The organism is Brevundimonas sp., assembly GCF_046295595.1.
In the GTDB taxonomy this organism is placed as follows: domain Bacteria; phylum Pseudomonadota; class Alphaproteobacteria; order Caulobacterales; family Caulobacteraceae; genus Brevundimonas.
In genome coordinates this window covers 53,153-72,137 of record NZ_JBKBMX010000007.1, presented here as the reverse complement: position 1 = coordinate 72,137, position 18,985 = coordinate 53,153, and the positions used below count along the sequence as shown (strand labels likewise).

Below are 18,985 nucleotides of genomic sequence, written 5' to 3'. Positions count from 1 at the left end.
TGTCGCCCCAGCGTCCTGAACCCGCCGCAGGAAGCGGCGGGGCGATACTGGCGGGATGAACAGGACGAGCCACACACCCCGACGAAACCCCTATCGCATCCGCGCCGACCGGGTCTGGGCGCTGATCCGGCCGCGCTATCTGCGCGGCGAGAGCGCGGCGCGGCTGGCCGAGGTCTTCGGCGTGACCGAATACGCCATCCGCAAACGCATCTGGCGCGAGGGCTGGAGCAAGCGGTCGCTGGCCGAGGCCGAGGCGGCGGGGATGCCCGAGCCGGAGGAGGCGATGGCGGAGATCGTCGCGGCGGCGGAGGGGGTCGAGGCGGGGACGATGGAGCCGAAGGCGGCGGCGCGGCTGGCGCTGGAGCGGGCGATCCAGCTGATGCGCGGAGGGGAGATGTGCGGCGCGGCCCAAGCGGCGCGGGTGGCCGATGTGATGGCGCGGGCGGCGGCGCGGCTGGATGGGGACGGGCCCGAGGATCCGGGAGAGCCGGACGCGGCGGCGTTCGAGGCGGTGCGGAGGAAGGTGCTGGGGTGGGGGGACGGCGACTACCCTCTCCCGATGGGAGAGGGAGGGACCCGCGCCGGAGGCGTGGGAGGGTGAGGGTCGACCGTCCCGGGGCGGCTTCGCCGCTTCCGCCAGCCGACCCACATCCGACGGGGCTCCGCCCCGCCACCTTCTCCCAATGGGAGAAGGAAAGAGAGACCCGCCTCGCCGCCCTGACGGCGGCGGAGAGGCGGCTGTTGGCGGCGGACTGGACGCTGGCGCGGCACAAGGGGCAGGCGCCGCCGGAGGGGGACTGGTCGACGTGGCTGGTGCTGGGCGGGCGCGGCGGGGGCAAGACGCGGGCGGGGGCCGAGTGGGTCGCCGATCAGGCGTGGCAGGTGGGGCGGATCGCCCTGGTCGGACAGAGCCTGCACGACGTGCGCGAGGTGATGATCGAGGGGCCGTCGGGGCTGCGCGCCCTGCCCCGCTTCGGCATCGGCGGGCGGCCGTCATGGGAGGCGAGCCGGCGGCGGCTGGTGTGGCCGAACGGGGCGGTCGGGATGGTGTTCTCGGCCGAGGATCCGGAGAGCCTGCGCGGACCGCAGTTCGGCGCGGCCTGGGCCGACGAATGGTGCGCCTGGCGGCGACCGGAGGCGACGCTGGCGCTGTTGCGGATGGGGCTGAGGCTGGGGACGCGGCCGCGGCTGGTGGTGACGACGACGCCGAAGCCGACGGCGGCGCTGCGGCGGCTGTTGAAAGAGCCCGGGCTCGAGCGGACGGACCTGCCGACAGCGGTCAATGCCGACCATCTGGCGCCGGCGTTTCTGGACGGGCTGAAGGCGCTGTACGGCGGCACGCGGCTGGCGGCGCAGGAGCTGGAGGGGAAGGTGGTCGAGGGCGACGGGGCGCTGTTCACATTGGCCATGATCACGGCAGCGCGCTCTCCCTCCCCGCCCCGGGGAGGGTGGTCGCCGGAGGCGACCGGGTGGGGAGGGCCGGGCGAGCGCTCCTCCGCGCCCGCCTCGCCGGGCCGCCCCCACCCCGTCGCCGAAGGCGACGTCGCAGGCCGGTCGTATACGACCGGCCAAGCACCCCCGGAGGGGGAGGGAGAACGATGGCGCCCGCCCGTCTTCGACCGGGTCGTCGTGGCCGTCGATCCGCCGTGCTCGGCGCGGGGGGATGCGTGCGGGATTGTGGTCGTGGGCCGGGCGCGGGGCCTGGCCTGGGTGCTGGCCGACCGGACCGTGCGCGGGCGGTCGCCGCAGGGCTGGGCCGGGGTGGCGGCCCGGGCGGCGGAGGAATTCGGCGCCGCGCGGGTGGTGGCCGAGGCCAACCAGGGCGGGGAGATGGTCGAGGCGGTGCTGAAGACCGCCGGGGTGGGGTGTCCAGTGAAGCGGGTGCATGCGCGGACCGGCAAGCGGACGCGGGCCGAGCCCGTGGCGGCGCTGTACGAACAGGGCCGGGTGAAGCACGCGGCCGGGCTGGAGGCGCTGGAGGAAGAGCTGATGGGACTGGGGCTGGACGGCGGCGGCTCGCCGGACCGGGCCGACGCCCTGGTGTGGGCGGTGACGGAGCTGCTGGTCGACGGCGGCGGGATGGGGCCGAGGGTGCGGGTGGTTTAGGGATTAGGGATTAGGGATTAGGGATGAGGGATGAGCTGCGGCGCCCTTCCCGACCGAAGGGAGATGGCCACGCCGCCTCTACCTCTCGAGCCCCTAATCCCTAATCCCTAATCCCTCCTCAGACCGCCTCGTTCAGCAGCGCCGTCTTGTACCCCTCGACCCAGACGTTGCGGAAACGCTTGGAGCGCTCGGCGTGGTAGATGTGGGCCAGCTCGGCGTAGGAGCGGTCGAAGTCGTCGTTGACGAAGACATAGTCGAATTCGCCGCAGTGCTCGATCTCGCCCTTGGCGTTGGCGATGCGGCGCTCGATGACCTCCTCGGCGTCCTGCGAGCGGGTGACGAGGCGGCGGCGCAGTTCCTCGAGGCTGGGCGGCAGGATGAAGACGCGGACGGCGTCCTCGGGGCATTTGGCGGCGATGTCGCGGGCCCCCTGCCAGTCGATGTCGAACAGCACGTCGCGGCCCTCGGCGAGGGCGCGGTCGATCGGGGCGCGCGGGCTGCCGTAACGGCTGCCGTGGACGTCGGCCCATTCGAGGAAGGCGTCGGCCTCGATCATGCGCTGGAACTGGGCGTCGTCGACGAAATGATAGTCGCGGTCGGCGACCTCGCCCGGGCGGATGGCGCGGGTGGTCATGGAGACCGACAGCTCCAGCCCGCCGTGATCGGCCATCAGGCGGCGGCACAGGCTGGTCTTGCCGGCGCCCGAGGGGCTGGCGACGATCAGCAGGACGCCGCGGCGGGGCGTGCGTTCATTCGACATTCTGGACCTGTTCCCGCAGCTGTTCGATCACGGCCTTGAGTTCGAGGCCGATTCCGGTGAGCGCGGTCGTAGCCGATTTCGAGCAGAGGGTGTTCGCCTCCCTCATGAATTCCTGCATCAGGAAGTCGAGTTTTCGCCCGGCGGGGGGTTGCCGCAACAGGGTGCGGGCCGAGGCGAGGTGGGCGGTGAGGCGGTCGAGCTCCTCGCGGACGTCGGCCTTGGTGGCCAGGGCGGCGGCCTCGAGGACGATGCGGTCGTGCAGGCCGGGGGCGCCGGCGTCGGTCAGGTCGGGGGCGAGCTCGGTCAGGCGACGGGTGAAGCGGTCGCGGATGGCGTCGACCTGGGCCGCGGCCTCGGTTTCGGCGGCGGCGACGAAGGCCTCGATCCGGTCGATGAAGTCGGCGACGACGGGCAGCAGCTGGGCCCCCTCGCGGTCGCGCGAGGTCTTGAGGGCGGCGAGGGCGGCGTCGATCGAGGCGGCCCTGGCGGCCTCGACGGCGGCGCGGGCCTCGGGGTCCTCGGCCTCCTCGGGGGCCTCGAGCACGCCGCGCAGGCCCAGCAGGCCGTCGGCCGAAGGCGGGGTCGCCCCCTCCTCCGCCAGCTGGTTGGCGAGGGTCAGGTAGCGGGCGAGGATGGCTTCATTGACCCTGAGCGCGGCGGCGCCGGGGTCGGCGCGTCTGGCCTGGACGCCGACGGTGATCTGGCCGCGGTTGAAATGGCGGCGGGCGGAGGCCTTGGCGGCGGCCTCGAGGCTGTCGAAGCCGGGCGGGCCGCGGAAGCGGACTTCCAGATTGCGGCCGTTGACCGAGCGGGCCTCGACCGACCAGGTCCAGGCGCCGTGGGCCGCCTCGGCGCGGCCGAAGCCGGTCATGCCGCTGATGGCGGTCATTGGGCGGGGGCCGGCTGCGGGACGCGGATGACCTGGGCGCCGGGGGGAACGACGACACCCTGCGGAGAGGCGGCGGCGTCAGGGTCGGCGTTGGGCACGCCGGGCGAGGTCCCGGGGACGGCCGGGGGCGGGCTGCCGGGGGGCAGGCCGGCCTTGCGCCGCTCGATCTCGCGCCAGCGGGCGACATTGGCGAGGTGTTCGTCATAGGTGCGGGCGAAGGCGTGGCCGCCCGAGCCGTCGGCGACGAAGAACAGCTCCTGCGACACGGGCGGATTCAGCACCGCGGCGAGGGCCTCGCCGCCCGGATTGGCGATCGGCGTCGGCGGCAGGCCGTCGATCTGATAGGTGTTCCACGGCGTCGGACGATCCAGCTCGGAGCGACGGATGCCGCGGCCCAGCGGCCGCCCCTGGGTCACCCCGTAGACGATGGTCGGGTCGCTCTCGAGCCGCATGCCGAGGCGAAGGCGGTTGGAGAAGACGGCGGCGACGCGCGGGCGTTCGGCGGCGACGGCGGTCTCCTTCTCGACGATGGAGGCGAGGATGACGGCCTCCTCCGGCGACTTGACCACCGTGCGGGGCGAGCGGGCGGCCCACAGGCGGGCGAGATTGTCGGCCTGGGCGGTGGTCATCCGGGCGATGACCGAGGCGCGGGTGTCGCCGCGGCTGATCTCATAGGTGTCGGGCCACAGCGAGCCTTCTTCCGGCGTGTCGGGCAGCTCGCCGGTCAGGATCGGCTGGGCCATCAGGATGTCGACGGCCTGGGCCGAGGACCAGCCCTCCGGCAGGGTGACGTAGTGGCGGACTACCTTTCCGTCGACCAGCAGCGCCACAACCGAGCGCAGGGAGGCCCTGGAAGGCACCTCGTATTCGCCGGCGCGCAGCTTGCGGTCCGCGCCGGTCAGGGTGGCGGCGGCCTTGAACATGTCGGTCGAGCGGATCACCCCGGCGGCCTTCAGATTGGCGGCGATGGCGCTGACGCCGGCGCCGCTGGGCAGGGTGACGATGGTCGCCTCGCCGGCGCGCGCCTGCGGCCCCGGGGCGTAGAAGACGCTCCACGCCGCCACAAGGGCGACGATCAGGAAGACGCTGAAGGTGGCCGAGGCGGCCAGCAGGGCCGTGGCCCGTCCCGATCGCGGCTGTCCGGACTTCGGAGCCCCCGCCCCCCGAAAACGTCCGAACATCAGGCGACCTTCCGGAAGATGACGCTGGCGTTGGTGCCGCCGAAGCCGAAGCTGTTGGACATGGCGACGTCGATCGTCATCGGCTGGCCCTTGTCGCGGACCAGGTTCAGCGGCGTCTCGCGCTCGGGATTGTCGAGGTTGATCGTCGGCGGCGCGATCTGGTCGCGGATGGCGAGGATGCAGAAGATCGCCTCGATCGCCCCGGCGGCGCCCAGCAGGTGGCCGGTCATCGACTTGGTCGAGGACAGGGCGACATTGGGGGCGTGGTCGCCCATCAGCTTTTCAATCGCGCCGGCCTCGATCCAGTCGGCCATGGTCGAGGTGCCGTGGGCGTTGACGTAGTCGATGTCGGAGACGTCGATGCCGGCCCGTTTGACCGCCATCTGCATGGCGCGGTAACCGCCATTGCCGTCCTCGGCCGGGGCGGTGATGTGATAGGCATCGCCGCTCATGCCGTAGCCGATGACCTCGGCGTAGATGGTCGCGCCGCGCGCCCTGGCGTGCTCATACTCCTCCAGCACCACGATGCCGGCGCCCTCGCCCATGACGAAGCCGGAGTGGTCTTTGTCCCACGGCCGCGAGGCCTTCTCCGGTTCATCGTTGTAAGCGGTGCACAGGGCCTTGCAGGCGAGGAAGCCGGCGATGCCGATGGGGACGATGGAGCTTTCCGCCCCGCCGGCCACCATGACGTCGGCGTCGTCCAGCATGATCATCCGCGCCGCGTCGCCGATGGCGTGGGCGCCGGTGGCGCAGGCGGTGACGACCGAATGGTTCGGACCCTTGAGGCCGTGGCGGATCGAGATCTGGCCCGAGGTCAGATTGATCAGGGCCGAGGGGATGAAGAAGGGGCTGACCCGGCGCGGGCCCTGTTCCTTGAGGATGATGGCGGTGTCGGCGATGGGCCCCAGGCCGCCGATGCCCGAGCCGACCATGACGCCGGTGCGTTCGCGCTGTTCCTCGGTCTCGGGCTTCCAGCCGGAATCGGCCAGGGCCTCGTCGGCGGCGGCGATGGCGTAGACGATGAAGTCGTCGACCCGTTTCCGGTCCTTGGGCGACATGACCTTTTCGTGGTCGAACACGCCGGGCTGCCCCGGCGCCCCGCCGCCGCGGCCGTCGACCGAGGGAATCTCGCCGGCGATGGTGCAGCCATAGCCCTCGGTGTCGAAGCTGGTGATCGGGCCGATGCCGGAACGGCCGTCGACGATGCCCTTCCAGTTATGCTCGACGCCCCAGCCGAGGGGGGTGAGCAGACCGAGGCCCGTGACGACGACGCGGCGCATGCGCGCTCCTTCAAAGTGAATCTCGAAGGGAGAATAGGGGGTGGAGGCGCGCGGGGCTAGGCGGGAGTGGCGAAGCGGGCGGATGCCGAGGGTGCCAGACGCCGTCATTGCCAAGCATCCGCATATCAGACCTCCAGACTCGCCGCGGCGCATTCGCTCAGGTCCGCTACGGCTATGCCGTTCTGGACCACTCGCTTGGCGGTAGACAAAACAGGAACACAACGATATTGTTGTGTCCATGATACCGGCGTTAATCGATGTTGGTCCTGACGCTCCTTGGCTGGTGCTGCCTCCCGGCGTGCATGACGTCACTTTGGACGAGATCGCGGAACGGTTCGCCCAGACACCTCACCGGCGATGGTTGTTCGAGGGATTTCTTCGAGTCGTCGCGGCTCTCGAGGAGGCCGGATGCCGCTACGTGTATCTCGACGGAAGCTTCACCACCGCAAAGGAACATCCGGGAGACTTCGATGGCTGCTGGGATCACGCCGGAATGGATTTCAGCAGGCTCGACCCGGTGCTTAAGGATTTCTCCGGGAAGCGCGAGGCGCAGAAAGCGAAGTACTTGGGGGAGCTGTTCCCCGCCTTTGCTGCCAATGGGACGTCGGGCTCCTTCCTCGACTTCTTCCAGAACGAGAAACACTGCGGCTTGCCGAAAGGCATTCTGAGAATCGCTCTCCCCACCTCGAAAGGGGCGACCCCATGATTACCAACGACAAACAGTACCGTTCCACGAAAGCAGCGATCGCCACACTCAGAGCGGCCGCTAATCAAGCCCCTTCTGCGGGCGCCGATCCCCTCTTCGCCGAGATCTCCCGCAATGCTTTGTCCAGCCAAATCCAGGAGCTTGAGGAGGCTGTGGCGACCTTCGACCGCCTCCGTTCGGGGGAGATCACAACGTTCGCAGCGGAACGTTTGTCAGACCTTCCGGACGCGCTGATCCAAGCGCGTATCGCCCGCGGGATGAGCCAGAAGGATCTTGGAGATGTGCTGGGTGTGAAGGAACAGCAGATCCAGCGCTATGAGGCTGAACGATATCGATCCGCCAGCTTGGATCGACTTGTTGAGGTCTCCGACGCCCTCGGTGTCCAGATCGAGAACCGCGCCTCCCTCGTGGGAAGCGACGCCTTGAACACAGTGGATCCGACCGACTGGCGGGCTTTCCCGATCGCTGAGATGTGGAAGCGCGGCTGGTTCGAAGACTTTGCGGGAACAATGGCGCAGGCGCGAAAGATGGCGGACCACCTGGTCCCCGCGTTTCTCCAAGGCGGGCACTCTGCCTATTCGCCGGTCGCCCTGCATCGCAAGTCTGTCCGCTCCGATGGCGCGATCCACGAAGCGGCGATCATGGCCTGGGAGGCGCGGGTCCGTCAGGTGGCTGGCCGCGATCCTCCACCCATCGCCTTTGATCGGGCAGCCATCAACGACCGCTGGCTGAACGACCTGGTCGCATTGACGCTGGACGTTAGCGGGCCAGTCAGAGCGGTCGACCATCTGCGTCGGATCGGCATCTCCCTCGTCATCGAACGCCACCTCCCCGGCACCTATCTCGACGGGGCGGCGCTTTGCTCGCGGGACCGTCATGGCTTGGTGGCGTTGACCCTGCGGCATGACCGGCTCGACAATTTCTGGTTCACACTGTTCCACGAGATCGGGCATCTGAAACTGCACATCGGTCACGGCGAGGCTTTCGCGGCGATCTTCGACGACACCGAAGCGCCTGCCGGCACCGTGCACGAGGAAGAGGCCGACCTTTTCGCCCAAGAAGCCTTGTTGCCCGCCGCTCAATGGGACGTCGCCGTCTCCAGATTCTCGAGAACCGAGAAGGCCGTGATGACCGACGCCAAGCGGTTCGGCGTCGGCCCAGCCGTCATCGCAGGCAGGGTGCGGCGGGAGGCCGGCGACTACACCCTGCTACGAACACTTGTCGGGTCGGGCCACGTGCGCCGTCAGTTCGAACAATGAGGCGTCGCCGCACATGATCACACACAACCAGTATGTCCCGCTGCTGCGCTGGCGCATGGGAGAGTATCAAGCGCTGCTTCGGTTGGAGGCGTCTAAGAAACTGTCGGTTCTTCCAATGATCGAGGTGCTTGAACCGGATTTCGATTTCGAAAAATGGATTCCCAAGAAGACCATCGACGAGCAACTGTCGACCTTCGCGAGCCAGTTGAACAAGAAGTGGGGCGAGCGCCCCGCCCTTCTCGACGCCCGTCAGCTGCCGCCTACAACCCGGATGGCGGATGGCCGTCATCCAATGACCTATCTTTTCGATGAGACGCGTGCGCTTGGGGGTGAACTGACCCCGGTCACCGCCCTAGACTATGACGCGTCGTATCAGGCCGCGGTGCGCGGGATCCACGCCTTGGACGGAAGAGGTGCGGTTCTGCGGTGCACCCTAGAAGAGGCGCTCGATCCGGACTTCGATGTGAACGTCGCCGCCTTGCTCGCGGCACTGGGGCTGAGCCTTTCTGAACTCGATCTGGTACTCGACCTGAGGGCCCCGGCCTATGAGCCGTTGCAAGGTCTGGTCGGGGTGGTCCAGGCCGCGCTGGGTGGCTCGTCCACCATGGCCAATGCGCGTAGCCTCGTCGTCATGGCCGCGTCGTTCCCGGACAGTCTCGCCCATCTGAAGACCTCGCTCGAACTGCTGCCACGCAACGATTGGCTCTTTTATCGGTCGCTGATCGCCGCCTTGCCCAAGGGCGTCAGGCGGCCTGCATTCGGCGACTACGCGGTCGCCGCCGTGGCTTTCCCGAAAGGGGATATGCGGTTCATGCGGGGAGCTCCGAACATCCGCTACGCGACGACGGGCGGCTGGCTCGTGGCCCGACGCAAGCGTCTCAAAGGCGAGACCAATCAGGCGTATCCCGGTCTCTGCACACTGATCACCGGAGCGTCCGCCTATCATGGCGCGACCTACTCCGCAGGGAGCGGATACATCAGCGACTGCGAACACGGCCGAGTCAAACGCGGTAACCCGACGACTTGGAAATGGGTCGCTACCAACCACCACATTACTGTGGTCTTGGACGATCTCGCCAGATTGCCCGCGCCTTGAGAGTTTCGCGCACCCGCGTCGAAAGCTCCCGGTGCGAAAGGGCCTGAGTCAACTGCTGGTACAGTTCCTCGCGTGGGCCACGAAGCTTCCGCTCGGCGGTGTTCAGGTCGCGCAAGATCTGAGCCGCCTCCGGCCGCCAGAGGAGCCGGGCCAGAATGATCGGATCGACAGTGCGATTGACGCGCTCTTCCCGAACCCGTCGCAATGCAACCTCACCATTCGAAAAACGCGTCGCGACGACCACGCCCCACCACTCCGGGAGCAACGGCAAGGCCGCGTCGAGGTGGCGCTCGGCGACGATCAGCGAGGCCTTGTCCACGACATCGCCGTAGGCCGCGACCTGAGCTGGAAGCCGCGTCAGGGTGTCGGCCTCGGCCTTGATCTCCAATCCTCGGATGTGGCCGTTGATCACCGCGATGTCGACCCGACACGAGCCGTGATCCAGACCCAACTCATCGATGACCAGCGTATCCGGGCTACGGACGGCGGCGCTGAGCATTCGCGCATAGACAGCGCGCCGCACATCCCCGTCCTTGAGAAGACTCGTCATGGTCCGGGGGATACCGCCTGCCATTCTCATTCGGCAAGGCGAGATTTTTCAGTGGGAGACAATCACCGTCCCGACAAACAGAGGATCAATCGTACGGGCAATGGTGTCCGGCCAAGGCCGAAGCGCTCCTTTCGGCCTTTGAGTCACCGGGGACAACTCGGTAACGCGCGCGGAGCAGACATTTTGGACGCCGCAGTGGGTCAGTAGCGGACCCAGCGCCTTCCCCGCCCCCCCAACGCAAAAAGCCGCCGCGCGCCCTGCGACGTCGCGGCGGCCCTGATGCCGTACGAAACGGCGACCAGCTTTAGCCGGCCAGCTTTTCGTCGATGAACTTCACGGCGTCGCCGACCGTCTGGATGTGTTCGGCGGCGTCGTCCGGGATTTCAATGTCGAATTCTTCCTCGAAGGCCATGACCAGTTCGACGTTGTCGAGCGAGTCGGCGCCCAGATCGTCGATGAAGCTGGCCTTTTCAACGACCTTTTCCGGATCGGCGTCCAGGTGGTCGATGACGATCTTGCGGACGCGTTCCAGGGTGTCGGACATGGGGGTCTCTGCTCGTTGGGCCGCCGGGGCGGCTGTTGTCTCGGTCACTGCCGTATGACGACAGCGGCGGCGGCGCAAGCCTTCAACGAAGACTCAGGCCAACCGGTTGCGAGGGCTTTAGCACGGCGACGCGGGCGGGAAATAGCCCTGTGGCGCATCAACGCCCCCGGTTGACCCACCAGACGAGGCCGCCGCCGACGACGGCGAGGGGCGCGCCATAGACGGCCCAGATGATCTGGCCGGTCATGAAGCTGCCGGGCAGGATGTTCAGCCCCTGCAGCACCCAGGCGAGGCCGATCAGCAGCATCGGACCGCTGAGGATGGTGGCGAGGATGCGCAGGGCTTTCATCAGATCATCGCCATGCCGCCGTTGACGTGCAGGGTCTGGCCCGTGACGTAGGCGGCTTCGTCGGAGGACAGATAGACGGCGGCGGCGGCGATCTCGTCGCCCTCGCCGAGGCGGCCCAGCGGGATGGTCTTGAGGATGGTCTCGCGCTGGGCGTCGTTGAGCACGTCGGTCATCGGCGAGGCGATGAAGCCGGGGGCGATGCAGTTGACCGTGATGCCGCGGCTGCCGACCTCCTGGGCCAGGGATTTGGAGAAGCCGATCATGCCGGCCTTGGAGGCGGCGTAGTTGGTCTGGCCGGGGTTGCCGGTGACGCCGACGATCGAGGTGACGCCGATGATGCGGCCCGAGCGGCGCTTCATCATCCCCTTCATCGCCGCGCGGGAGAGGCGGAAATAGCTCTCGAGATTGATCTTGATGACGTCGGTGAAGTCCTCGTCCTTCATCCGCATCAGCAGGCCGTCCTTCGTGATGCCGGCGTTGGCGATCAGGATGTCCAGCGGGGCGCCGGCGGCCTCTTCGGCGCGGGCGATCAGGCCGTCGACGGACTCGGGATCGGACAGGTTGGCGGCGGCGAAGACGGCGCGCTCGCCGAGCTCCTTGGCCAGATCCCGCAGCACGGCCTCGCGGGTGCCGGAGAGGACGACGGTCGCCCCCTGGGCGTGCAGGGCGCGGGCGATGGCCCCGCCGATGCCGCCCGTGGCGCCGGTGACGAGGGCGGTCTTGCCGGTGAGATTGAACATCTTCTTTTCCTTATCTCTCAGAGGGACTTCGAGAACGCTTCCAGCTCTTCCGGGGTGTTCAGCGCGCCGCTTTCGGCGTCGGGGGCGATGCGTTTGGCCATGCCGGTCAGGACCTTGCCCGAGCCGATCTCGGCGAAGCGGGTCACGGCGCCCTCCCCGGCCATCCATTCCATCGACTCGCGCCAGCGGACGCGGCCGGTGACCTGGTCGACCAGCAGGCGGCGCAGGACCTCGGGGTCGGTCTCGGGGCGGGCGGTGACGTTGGCGACGACGGCGACCGAGGGGGCGACGATCCTGGCGTCGGCGAGGGCCTCGGCCATCTCGTCGGCGGCGGGCTGCATCAGCGGGCAGTGGAAGGGGGCCGAAACGTTCAGCGGAATGGCGCGCGCGCCCAGTTCCTTGGCCTTTTCGATGGCGCGGTCGACGGCGGCCTTGTCGCCCGAGATGACGATATTGCCGGCGTTGTTGTCATTGGCGACGACGCAGACGCCGACCTCGGAGCCGGCGGCGGCCGCGGCCTCGGCGAGGGCGAGGTCGGTCTTCGGGCCGATCAGGGAGGCCATGGCCCCGCGGCCGACGGGGACGGCGCGCTGCATGGCCTGGCCGCGCAGTTTCAGCAGGCGGGCGGTGTCGGCGAGCGTGATCGAACCGGCGGCGCACAGGGCGGAGTATTCGCCGAGCGAATGGCCGGCGACGAAGGCGGCGCGGCTGACGTCGACGCCGAATTCGACCTTGAGGACGCGGGCGGCGGCGAGCGACACGGCCATCAGGGCGGGCTGCGCGTTCTCGGTCAGGGTTAGCTGGTCCTCGGGGCCCTCGCGCATCAGCAGCGACAGCTTCTGGCCGAGGGCGTCGTCGATCTCCGCATAGACCTCGCGGGCGGAGGCGAAGGCGTCGGCCAGGGCGGCGCCCATGCCGACCGACTGGCTGCCTTGTCCGGGGAACAGAAGGGCGAGGGTCATGCGGGGCTCCGGGGGCGTTGAATCGAGGGCGGAGGGGTAGGACGGAAGGGCGCAGGGGGCAAGCCGGGCGCTAGAACAGCACCGCCGGGTTCATGATCCGGTGCGGGTCGAGGGCGGCGCGGACCGCCTGCATGGTGCGGATCTCCAGCGGGGTCTTGTAGCGGCGGGCCTCGTCGGTCTTGAGGCGGCCGAGGCCGTGTTCGGCCGAGATGGAGCCGTCGTAGCGGGCGACGATGTCGTGCACGATCTCCGACCCCTCGGCCCAGCGGGCGAGGAAGGCGGGAAGGTCGCCGCCGGGCGGGCACAGGACATCGTAGTGGAGGTTGCCGTCGCCGACGTGGCCGAAGGCGCTGACCCGGGCGCCGGGGTGGAAGCGTTCGACGGCGGCGGTGGCCTCCTCGAGGAAGTCGGCGATGCGCGACACGGGGACGGAGACGTCGTGTTTCCAGCCGCCGCCCTCGGGCTTCTGGGCGGCGGACTGTTCCTCGCGGACCTTCCAGAAGGCGGCGCGCTGGGCATCGTTCTGGGCGATGGCGGCGTCGGTGATTCGGCCGGTCTCGAAGGCGTGGGTCAGCAGCCGGTCCATGGCGGCGTCGGCGGCGCCGGGCTCGCCGGAGACCAGTTCGATCAGGACGTACCAAGGCGGGGTGGAGTCCAGCGGCTCGCGCGTGTCGGGGATGTTGGCGAGGACGAAGCTCATGCCGAGCCGTTTCATCAGCTCGAAGGCCTCGACCCCGCCGCCGGTCTCGGCCTTGGCCCGGGCCAGAAGCTCGATGGCGGCCGAGGGGTGGTCGAGGCCGACCATGGCGGTGGCGCGGGAGCGCATCACCGGAAACAGCTTCAGGGTGGCGGCGGTGACGACGCCGAGGGTGCCCTCGGCGCCGATCAGCAGCTGTTTCAGGTCGTAGCCGGTGTTGTCCTTGCGCAGCCGTTTGAGGCCGTGGAAGACCTCGCCGTCGGACATCACCGCCTCGATCCCGAGCACCAGATCGCGCATGACGCCGTAGCGGATCACGGCGGTGCCGCCGGCATTGGTCGAGATGACGCCGCCGATGGTGGCGCTGCCTTCGGCGGCGAGGCTGAGCGGGAACATCCGGTCGGCGGCGGCGGCGGCCTGTTGCGCCTCCAGAAGGGTGACGCCGGCCTCGACGGCCATGGCGTCGTCCAGCGGGGTGACGTCGCGGATCGCGCGCAGCTTGCGGGTCGAGAGCAGGACCTCGCCATAGGGGATCTGTCCGCCGACGAGGCCGGTGTCGCCACCCTGCGGGACGACGGCGATGCGGTGCTCGGCGCAGAGGCGCACGGCGGCGGCGACCTGCTCCGTCGAGCGCGGCGTCAGCATCAGCGGGGTATGGCCGGTCCAGCGGTTGCGCCATTCGGTCAGCCACGGCGCGATTTCGGCGGGATCGTCGGTCCAGCCGCCGTCGCCGAGGGCGGACTTCAGGGCCGTGAGGGCTTCGGCGGAGGGCGCGGTCATGACTCCGGTTGTGTCAAAGTCGTGGGCGCCGCGAAAGGGCATTCCTCCCCCTCCCTTCAGGGGGAGGGGGACCATCCGCAGGATGGTGGAGGGGGCCGCCCCACACGCCGGCGGATGAGTCAGGCCCCCTCCACCGTCGTTCCGACGGTCCCCCTCCCCCTTCCGCTGCGCTATGGGGGAGGAATGAACACCCTGCCCGCCCCGGTTCCGTGCGTCGGCGTCGTCTGCCTGCGCGGCGAGGAGGTGCTGCTGATCCGGCGCGGACGGCCGCCGATGCAGGGCGACTGGAGCCTGCCGGGCGGGCGGATCGAACCGGGCGAGCGGGCGATCGATGCGGCGCTGCGGGAGTTGCGGGAGGAGACCGGGGTGGAGGCGCAGATCACCGGGCTGCTGGACGTGGTCGACGGAATCTTTGTGGAGGCGGGACGGCACTATGTGTTGATCGACTACGCCGCGCGCTGGCTGTCGGGCGAGCCCGTGGCCGGGGATGACGCGCTGGAGGCGCGATTCGCCGGGCCGGAGGAGGTCGAGGCGCTGGTGCGCTGGGACGAGACCCGGCGGGTGATCCGCCTGGCGCGGGCGGCGGCGGGCAGCGGAAACATTACAGCGAGTTCATGAACCGGGGCCCGGTTTCGCTGGCGGGCGGGTCCCCGGGTGCTAACCTTGAGGCGAAAAGGAGACCCTGATGGACTTTTCCACCCTCTTCGTCGCCGCGCTTGTCGTGCTGGCCTTCATCCTGCTGTTCAGCGTGGTCAAGATCGTGCCGCAGGGGCGGGAATTCACGGTCGAGCGGTTCGGCAAATACACCCGCACCCTGGTTCCCGGCATCAGCCTGCTGACGCCGTTCGTCGAACGGGTCGGGCGCCGCATGAACATGATGGAGCAGGTCCTCGACGTGCCCACCCAGGAGGTCATCACCAAGGACAACGCCATGGTGAAGGTCGACGCCATCGTCTTCATCCAGGTGATGGACGCGGCGGCGGCCGCCTATCGCGTCGAGAACCTGCCCTACGCCATCACCCAGCTGTGCTCGACCAATCTGCGCACCGTGGTCGGCTCGATGGACCTGGATGAGGTGCTGTTCCAGCGCGATAACATCAACTCGCGCCTGCTGACCGTGATCGACGCCGCGACCGAGCCGTGGGGGGTCAAGGTCAACCGGATCGAGATCAAGGACCTGACGCCGCCGGTCGACATCACCAACGCCATGGCGCGACAGATGAAGGCCGAGCGCGAGCGCCGCGCCGTCATCACCGAGGCCGAGGGCGAGAAACAGGCAGCCATCGCCCGCGCCGAGGGGGCCAAGCAGTCCGCCATCCTGCAGGCCGAGGGCCGCAAGGAAGCCGCCTTCCGCGACGCCGAGGCCCGCGAACGCGAAGCCCAGGCCGAGGCCAAGGCGACCGCCATGGTGTCCGAGGCCATCGCCCGCGGCGACGTCAACGCGATCAACTATTTCGTCGCCCAGAAATACGTCGAGGCTTTCGCCGAACTGGCGCGCAACCCGACCGCCAAGACGGTCATCGTCCCGGCCGAGATGTCGGGACTGGTGGGCACCATCGCCGGTCTGGGCGAGCTGGTCGGCCTGGCCAGGGAACAGCAGCAGGGCCGCACCGACGTCCGCACGGCGCCGGCGGCCGCCCGCGCCGCGCCGCGCCCGCCGCGCGGCGGCGGCTCGGTTCCGGAGAGCTAGATCATGGACACCCTGGTTGACCTGCACGCGGCGCAGCCGTTCTGGATCTGGCTGGCGCTGGGCGTGATCCTGCTGGCCATAGAGGCGGCCTTTTCGACCGAATGGCTGTTGTGGCCGGCGGTGGCGGCGGGGGTCGTGGCGGTGGTCACGGCGCTGGGCCTGCCACTGGGCATCGTCGGCGAAGTGCTGCTGTTCGCCGTGCTGACGGTGGCCGCGACCCTGCTGTCACGGCGGCTGATCCAGCGGGTCAATCCGTCGGACAGCCCCGACATCAACGCCCGCGACAGCCGTCTGGTCGGCCAGCGGGCGCAGGTGATCCAGGCCTTCGTCGACGGTCGGGGTCGGGTCTTCGTCTCGGGGTCCGAATGGGTCGCCGAGATCGACGGCGCCGCGCCGCTGGCGGGCGAGAGCGTGATCGTCGAGGCGATGAATGGAACGAGGCTGAAGGTCCGGGCGGTATGATCGCCCTCCTGGCGCTTTGGGCCGCCTTTCAGGCCGCGCCAGCGCCAATCGACGTTCATACCTGCGACACCGACGTGGTCGAGGTGCTCGGTTACGCGTCTGATTTCGATCCCCTTGAATGGCGGGGGCCCGGCCATGCGGTCTCCCACGGGTCCGCCGCGCTGAGCCATGATGAAGACCGCTTCGGCGCCATAGACCTGTTCATTCCCGAGTTCGGGACGATCCGGAGCGCGGCCGGATACACGAGTTGGCGGCTCCGACGCCACAGCCGTCTCGAACGCGTCTATTGCGCACGAGGCGGCGACAGGCCCGTCGCCTTTCGCGGCGAACCGGTGCCGGACCTGTACGCCCGCCAGCCGTCCAGTCCTCCGGAAATTCCTGGAGCCAGGAACTATTTCAACCGTCGCTTTCGGGGAGGTCCCGAGGGTCAATGGTTCGTCGGCCTGTGGCGCGCGGCGGACCAGTCCACCATCGTCGCCCTGTTCCTCGATGGGAGCGACCGGCCCCCTGAGGTCCTTGCAACGACGGACCGCGCCCTGGCCGCAGTGGCCCTGATGGCGCCGCTTCATGGAGGCCCGGTCGCCGTACAGACGATCAGCGCACCTTCCGGCGGCGAGCCAGCGTATTTGTCAGCGTATAGCTGGGTTCGCCCCCAGCCCTAGCGCTTCATCTCCTCGATCCCGCGATTCGCGAGGCCGTCCGCCCGCTCGTTCAGCTCATGCCCCGCGTGGCCCTTGACCCAGTGCCACTTGACCTCGTGGCGGGCGCGGGCGGCGTCGAGCCGCTTCCACAGGTCCTCGTTCTTGACCGGCTTCTTGTCGGCCGTCTTCCAGCCGCGCGCCTTCCAGCCGTGGATCCAGCTGGTGATGCCGTCCATGACGTATTTGCTGTCGGTATGCAGATCGACACGGCACGGGCGGGACAAGGCCTCCAGCGCCATGATGGCGGCCGTCAGCTCCATGCGGTTGTTGGTGGTCAGCGGCTCGCCGCCCCACAGTTCCTTTTCATGACCGCCGCCGGTCTGGAGAATTGCGCCCCAGCCGCCGGGGCCGGGATTGCCCTTGCAGGCGCCGTCGGTGTGGATGATCACGTGACTCATGCGCGCGTCCCTAACAGGTTCGCTTGGCGTCGCGCCACTGAACGGCCTATATGCAGCGGAAGAGATTGAGCGGGTCGAGCGACCCGAATGAGGAGATTGCGCGTGGGCTCTTTTAGCATCTGGCACTGGGCCATCGTCATCATCGTGGTGGTCCTGCTGTTCGGCGGCCGGGGCAAGTTGTCGGGTCTGATGGGCGACGCGGCCAAGGGCGTGCGGGCGTTCCGCGATGGTCTGAAGGACACCGACGGCGACAAGCCGCGGGACGAGCGCGCCGGCGCCCTGCCCCGCACCGAGGCGGAAAAAGAAGACCTGAAGTCGTAGTCGCCTGGCGTCGGAGAGACTGACGGATGGGTGGTCTTGGCCCCGGAATCGGCGGGCTTGAAATCCTTGTCATCGGCCTGGTGGCCCTGCTGGTGGTGGGGCCGAGGGATTTGCCCTTGCTGATGCGCAAGGTCGGCAAGGCCATGGGCAAGGCGCGCGCCATGGCCAATGAGTTCCGCTCCAGCTTCGACGAAATGGCGCGCCAGTCGGAACTGGACGAACTGCGCAAGGAGGTCGAGGCGCTGCGTACCGGCCAGCTGGTTCCGCTCGGGGCCGAGGCCGACGCCGCCTTCCGCGACATCCGCAACGACCTGAACCAGCCGCTGTATGCGCCCGCGGATCAGCCGGCCCTGACCGGGCCTGAGGAATGGCCGGAGGCGGCCCCGGTCATGGAGCCGCTGGAAAGCCCGGCCGAAACCGGGCCGAAGGCGAAGGCGAAGACGAAACCGCGGACCAGTGCGGCCGCCGGCAAGACGACGGCCGTCACGCCCGCTCCGAATACCGCTGCGAAGCCGACGACGCCTCGCAAGCCGGCGGCGACGGCGACGGCGGTCAAACCGGCCGGCGGCAAACCCCGAGCGAGCCGCGCGAAGAAGGTGGAGCTGTGAGCCGGCTGGAGCAGGACAAGGACGAGATCGAGGCCTCGCGCGCGCCGCTGATGGACCATCTGATCGAGCTGCGCGGGCGGCTGGTCATCTGCGTCGTCGCCTTCATCCTCGGCTTCATCCTGTGCTTCGCCTTCGCCGAACCGCTGTACATCTTCCTGGTCAAGCCGTTCGCGGCCGCCGCGGCCTTCCACACGTCGGTCGGCCCCGGGGGCCATGTCTCGCCGCTGGACCTGATTCTCGGGACCGCCGGGGTGAAACCGCTGCCCGTCGTGGATGGCCAGATGGTCAATCTGATCTATACCGCGCCGCTGGAGATCCTCTTCACCAAGATGAAGCTGGCCGGCTTCGGCGCCATCGTCGTCGCCTTCCCGGTGCTGGCCTGGCAGCTCTACAAGTTCGTCGCCCCGGGACTGTATCGCAACGAGAAGGGCGCCTTCCTGCCCTTCCTGCTCGCGGCGCCGCTGCTGTTCCTGCTCGGCGCGGCCCTCGTCTATTTCGTCATGCTGCCGTTCGTGATGTGGTTCTCGCTCAGCCAGCAGATCGCCGGCGGCGGCGTGTCCGCCGCGCTGTTGCCGAAGGTCTCGGATTATCTGGACCTGGTCACGGCCCTGCTGCTTGCCTTCGGCCTGTGCTTCCAGTTGCCGGTCGTCATGACCCTGCTGGGTTTGGCGGGCATCATCAGCTCGAAGGTCATGGCCGAGGGACGGCGCTACGCCATCGTCGCCGTCGTCGTCGTCGCGGCCGTGGTGACCCCGCCCGATCCGATCAGCCAACTGATGCTCGCGATCCCGCTGGTGCTGCTCTACGAAGTGTCGATCTGGTGCGTCCGGCTGATCGAGCTGCGGCGCGGAAAGGCGGATGAGGCCGAGGCCGCGGCCTGACCGGAACCTCCGGGGCAGCGTAGCC

Annotated in this window: 23 protein-coding genes; 12 read left to right on the top strand and 11 right to left on the bottom strand. The window is 68.9% G+C overall.

Annotation, left to right across the window (positions count from 1 at the left end):
- Positions 1–55: 55 nt before the first annotated feature.
- Positions 56–601, top strand: a complete 546-nt coding sequence (locus ACK4JY_RS07010) for a hypothetical protein (RefSeq protein WP_409604127.1) — start codon at positions 56–58, stop codon at positions 599–601.
- A 140-nt stretch (positions 602–741) separates the two neighbouring features.
- On the top strand, positions 742–2,106 hold the full coding sequence (locus tag ACK4JY_RS07005) for a terminase large subunit domain-containing protein (protein WP_409604125.1): 1,365 nt from the start codon (positions 742–744) through the stop codon (positions 2,104–2,106).
- Between the two features lie 118 nt (positions 2,107–2,224).
- On the opposite strand, the gene gmk is transcribed toward ACK4JY_RS07005, so the two are convergent.
- From gmk to fabF, 4 genes are read right to left on the bottom strand one after another with little or no spacing between them, the layout of a single operon-like run.
- Positions 2,225–2,866 (bottom strand): guanylate kinase, encoded by a 642-nt coding sequence (gene gmk / locus ACK4JY_RS07000; protein ID WP_409604123.1) that lies wholly within the window; start codon positions 2,864–2,866, stop codon positions 2,225–2,227.
- The gene (locus ACK4JY_RS06995) at positions 2,856–3,755 is read right to left on the bottom strand and encodes a YicC/YloC family endoribonuclease (RefSeq protein WP_409604121.1); all 900 of its coding nucleotides are present in this window, start codon (positions 3,753–3,755) and stop codon (positions 2,856–2,858) included. Before ACK4JY_RS06995 ends, gmk begins: the two co-directional genes overlap by 11 nt.
- Positions 3,752–4,936 carry an endolytic transglycosylase MltG gene (gene mltG / locus ACK4JY_RS06990; RefSeq protein WP_409604119.1) on the bottom strand — a complete coding sequence of 395 codons (1,185 nt, stop codon included), beginning with the start codon at positions 4,934–4,936 and terminating at the stop codon, positions 3,752–3,754. The genes ACK4JY_RS06995 and mltG overlap by 4 nt, the downstream gene beginning before the upstream one ends.
- On the bottom strand, positions 4,936–6,216 hold the full coding sequence (fabF, locus tag ACK4JY_RS06985; RefSeq protein WP_409604117.1) for a beta-ketoacyl-ACP synthase II: 1,281 nt from the start codon (positions 6,214–6,216) through the stop codon (positions 4,936–4,938). Before fabF ends, mltG begins: the two co-directional genes overlap by 1 nt.
- A gap of 238 nt (positions 6,217–6,454) precedes the next feature.
- Between fabF and ACK4JY_RS06980 the strand changes: the two genes are divergently transcribed.
- The 3 genes from ACK4JY_RS06980 to ACK4JY_RS06970 are packed head-to-tail and all read left to right on the top strand — an operon-like array spanning position 6,455 to position 9,277.
- Entirely contained in the window at positions 6,455–6,922 is a 468-nt protein-coding gene (locus ACK4JY_RS06980) for a DUF6932 family protein (protein WP_409604213.1), read from the top strand.
- Positions 6,919–8,181 carry a helix-turn-helix domain-containing protein gene (locus ACK4JY_RS06975; protein ID WP_409604115.1) on the top strand — a complete coding sequence of 421 codons (1,263 nt, stop codon included), beginning with the start codon at positions 6,919–6,921 and terminating at the stop codon, positions 8,179–8,181. The genes ACK4JY_RS06980 and ACK4JY_RS06975 overlap by 4 nt, the downstream gene beginning before the upstream one ends.
- Positions 8,182–8,194: 13 nt before the next feature.
- Positions 8,195–9,277, top strand: a complete 1,083-nt coding sequence (locus tag ACK4JY_RS06970; protein WP_409604113.1) for a beta family protein — start codon at positions 8,195–8,197, stop codon at positions 9,275–9,277.
- Here ACK4JY_RS06970 and ACK4JY_RS06965 read toward each other — a convergent pair.
- The 6 genes from ACK4JY_RS06965 to ACK4JY_RS06940 all read right to left on the bottom strand — a co-directional run bounded on the left by ACK4JY_RS06965 (position 9,234) and on the right by ACK4JY_RS06940 (position 13,899).
- A complete protein-coding gene (locus ACK4JY_RS06965; RefSeq protein ID WP_409604112.1) occupies positions 9,234–9,827 on the bottom strand; it encodes a sce7726 family protein in 594 nt (197 codons plus the stop codon). The genes ACK4JY_RS06970 and ACK4JY_RS06965 overlap by 44 nt on opposite strands.
- Before the next feature lie 304 nt (positions 9,828–10,131).
- A complete protein-coding gene (locus tag ACK4JY_RS06960; protein ID WP_055830235.1) occupies positions 10,132–10,371 on the bottom strand; it encodes an acyl carrier protein in 240 nt (79 codons plus the stop codon).
- Positions 10,372–10,528: 157 nt separating this feature from the next.
- Positions 10,529–10,720: a hypothetical protein gene (locus ACK4JY_RS06955; protein ID WP_409604110.1), complete on the bottom strand. Its 192-nt coding sequence runs from the start codon at positions 10,718–10,720 to the stop codon at positions 10,529–10,531.
- Complete coding sequence (gene fabG, locus ACK4JY_RS06950) at positions 10,720–11,460, bottom strand: 3-oxoacyl-[acyl-carrier-protein] reductase (protein ID WP_409604108.1); 741 nt, start codon at positions 11,458–11,460, stop codon at positions 10,720–10,722. The genes ACK4JY_RS06955 and fabG overlap by 1 nt, the downstream gene beginning before the upstream one ends.
- 17 nt (positions 11,461–11,477) lie before the next feature.
- A complete protein-coding gene (gene fabD / locus ACK4JY_RS06945) occupies positions 11,478–12,422 on the bottom strand; it encodes an ACP S-malonyltransferase (protein WP_409604106.1) in 945 nt (314 codons plus the stop codon).
- 70 nt (positions 12,423–12,492) lie between these two features.
- On the bottom strand, positions 12,493–13,899 hold the full coding sequence (locus ACK4JY_RS06940; RefSeq protein ID WP_409604105.1) for an FAD-binding oxidoreductase: 1,407 nt from the start codon (positions 13,897–13,899) through the stop codon (positions 12,493–12,495).
- 183 nt (positions 13,900–14,082) lie between these two features.
- On the opposite strand from ACK4JY_RS06940, the gene ACK4JY_RS06935 reads away from it, so the two are divergent.
- From ACK4JY_RS06935 to ACK4JY_RS06920, 4 genes are all read left to right on the top strand, one after another.
- A complete protein-coding gene (locus tag ACK4JY_RS06935) occupies positions 14,083–14,517 on the top strand; it encodes an NUDIX hydrolase (RefSeq protein ID WP_409604103.1) in 435 nt (144 codons plus the stop codon).
- Positions 14,518–14,584: 67 nt separating this feature from the next.
- Entirely contained in the window at positions 14,585–15,589 is a 1,005-nt protein-coding gene (locus ACK4JY_RS06930; protein WP_409604101.1) for an SPFH domain-containing protein, read from the top strand.
- Between the two features lie 3 nt (positions 15,590–15,592).
- Positions 15,593–16,051, top strand: coding sequence for an NfeD family protein (locus tag ACK4JY_RS06925; RefSeq protein WP_409604100.1), 459 nt, complete (start codon positions 15,593–15,595; stop codon positions 16,049–16,051).
- Positions 16,048–16,713 (top strand): hypothetical protein, encoded by a 666-nt coding sequence (locus ACK4JY_RS06920; protein ID WP_409604098.1) that lies wholly within the window; start codon positions 16,048–16,050, stop codon positions 16,711–16,713. The genes ACK4JY_RS06925 and ACK4JY_RS06920 overlap by 4 nt, the downstream gene beginning before the upstream one ends.
- Here ACK4JY_RS06920 and rnhA read toward each other — a convergent pair.
- Complete coding sequence (gene rnhA, locus ACK4JY_RS06915) at positions 16,710–17,150, bottom strand: ribonuclease HI (protein WP_409604096.1); 441 nt, start codon at positions 17,148–17,150, stop codon at positions 16,710–16,712. The genes ACK4JY_RS06920 and rnhA overlap by 4 nt on opposite strands.
- A 102-nt stretch (positions 17,151–17,252) precedes the next feature.
- Between rnhA and ACK4JY_RS06910 the strand changes: the two genes are divergently transcribed.
- Genes ACK4JY_RS06910 through tatC form a run of 3 tightly spaced genes read left to right on the top strand, consistent with a single transcriptional unit; the run spans position 17,253 to position 18,960 of the window.
- A complete protein-coding gene (locus ACK4JY_RS06910; protein WP_409604094.1) occupies positions 17,253–17,471 on the top strand; it encodes a twin-arginine translocase TatA/TatE family subunit in 219 nt (72 codons plus the stop codon).
- 26 nt (positions 17,472–17,497) lie between these two features.
- On the top strand, positions 17,498–18,079 hold the full coding sequence (tatB, locus tag ACK4JY_RS06905; RefSeq protein ID WP_409604092.1) for a Sec-independent protein translocase protein TatB: 582 nt from the start codon (positions 17,498–17,500) through the stop codon (positions 18,077–18,079).
- On the top strand, positions 18,076–18,960 hold the full coding sequence (gene tatC / locus ACK4JY_RS06900; RefSeq protein ID WP_409604090.1) for a twin-arginine translocase subunit TatC: 885 nt from the start codon (positions 18,076–18,078) through the stop codon (positions 18,958–18,960). Before tatB ends, tatC begins: the two co-directional genes overlap by 4 nt.
- Positions 18,961–18,985: the final 25 nt, after the last annotated feature.

What these genes read in the sequence shown, in the direction of transcription:
- mltG (WP_409604119.1), bottom strand. Translation starts at nt 4,936, where the DNA reads ATGTTCGGACGTTTTCGGGGGGCGGGGGCTCCGAAGTCCGGACAGCCG.
- ACK4JY_RS06995 (WP_409604121.1), bottom strand. Translation starts at nt 3,755, where the DNA reads ATGACCGCCATCAGCGGCATGACCGGCTTCGGCCGCGCCGAGGCGGCC.
- ACK4JY_RS06980 (WP_409604213.1), top strand. Translation starts at nt 6,455, where the DNA reads ATGATACCGGCGTTAATCGATGTTGGTCCTGACGCTCCTTGGCTGGTG.
- ACK4JY_RS06955 (WP_409604110.1), bottom strand. Translation starts at nt 10,720, where the DNA reads ATGAAAGCCCTGCGCATCCTCGCCACCATCCTCAGCGGTCCGATGCTG.
- ACK4JY_RS06970 (WP_409604113.1), top strand. Translation starts at nt 8,195, where the DNA reads ATGATCACACACAACCAGTATGTCCCGCTGCTGCGCTGGCGCATGGGA.
- ACK4JY_RS06960 (WP_055830235.1), bottom strand. Translation starts at nt 10,371, where the DNA reads ATGTCCGACACCCTGGAACGCGTCCGCAAGATCGTCATCGACCACCTG.
- ACK4JY_RS06930 (WP_409604101.1), top strand. Translation starts at nt 14,585, where the DNA reads ATGGACTTTTCCACCCTCTTCGTCGCCGCGCTTGTCGTGCTGGCCTTC.
- fabD (WP_409604106.1), bottom strand. Translation starts at nt 12,422, where the DNA reads ATGACCCTCGCCCTTCTGTTCCCCGGACAAGGCAGCCAGTCGGTCGGC.
- ACK4JY_RS06940 (WP_409604105.1), bottom strand. Translation starts at nt 13,899, where the DNA reads ATGACCGCGCCCTCCGCCGAAGCCCTCACGGCCCTGAAGTCCGCCCTC.
- fabF (WP_409604117.1), bottom strand. Translation starts at nt 6,216, where the DNA reads ATGCGCCGCGTCGTCGTCACGGGCCTCGGTCTGCTCACCCCCCTCGGC.
- ACK4JY_RS06935 (WP_409604103.1), top strand. Translation starts at nt 14,083, where the DNA reads ATGAACACCCTGCCCGCCCCGGTTCCGTGCGTCGGCGTCGTCTGCCTG.
- gmk (WP_409604123.1), bottom strand. Translation starts at nt 2,866, where the DNA reads ATGTCGAATGAACGCACGCCCCGCCGCGGCGTCCTGCTGATCGTCGCC.
- ACK4JY_RS06925 (WP_409604100.1), top strand. Translation starts at nt 15,593, where the DNA reads ATGGACACCCTGGTTGACCTGCACGCGGCGCAGCCGTTCTGGATCTGG.
- tatB (WP_409604092.1), top strand. Translation starts at nt 17,498, where the DNA reads ATGGGTGGTCTTGGCCCCGGAATCGGCGGGCTTGAAATCCTTGTCATC.
- ACK4JY_RS06920 (WP_409604098.1), top strand. Translation starts at nt 16,048, where the DNA reads ATGATCGCCCTCCTGGCGCTTTGGGCCGCCTTTCAGGCCGCGCCAGCG.
- ACK4JY_RS07010 (WP_409604127.1), top strand. Translation starts at nt 56, where the DNA reads ATGAACAGGACGAGCCACACACCCCGACGAAACCCCTATCGCATCCGC.
- fabG (WP_409604108.1), bottom strand. Translation starts at nt 11,460, where the DNA reads ATGTTCAATCTCACCGGCAAGACCGCCCTCGTCACCGGCGCCACGGGC.
- ACK4JY_RS06975 (WP_409604115.1), top strand. Translation starts at nt 6,919, where the DNA reads ATGATTACCAACGACAAACAGTACCGTTCCACGAAAGCAGCGATCGCC.
- ACK4JY_RS06965 (WP_409604112.1), bottom strand. Translation starts at nt 9,827, where the DNA reads ATGACGAGTCTTCTCAAGGACGGGGATGTGCGGCGCGCTGTCTATGCG.
- rnhA (WP_409604096.1), bottom strand. Translation starts at nt 17,150, where the DNA reads ATGAGTCACGTGATCATCCACACCGACGGCGCCTGCAAGGGCAATCCC.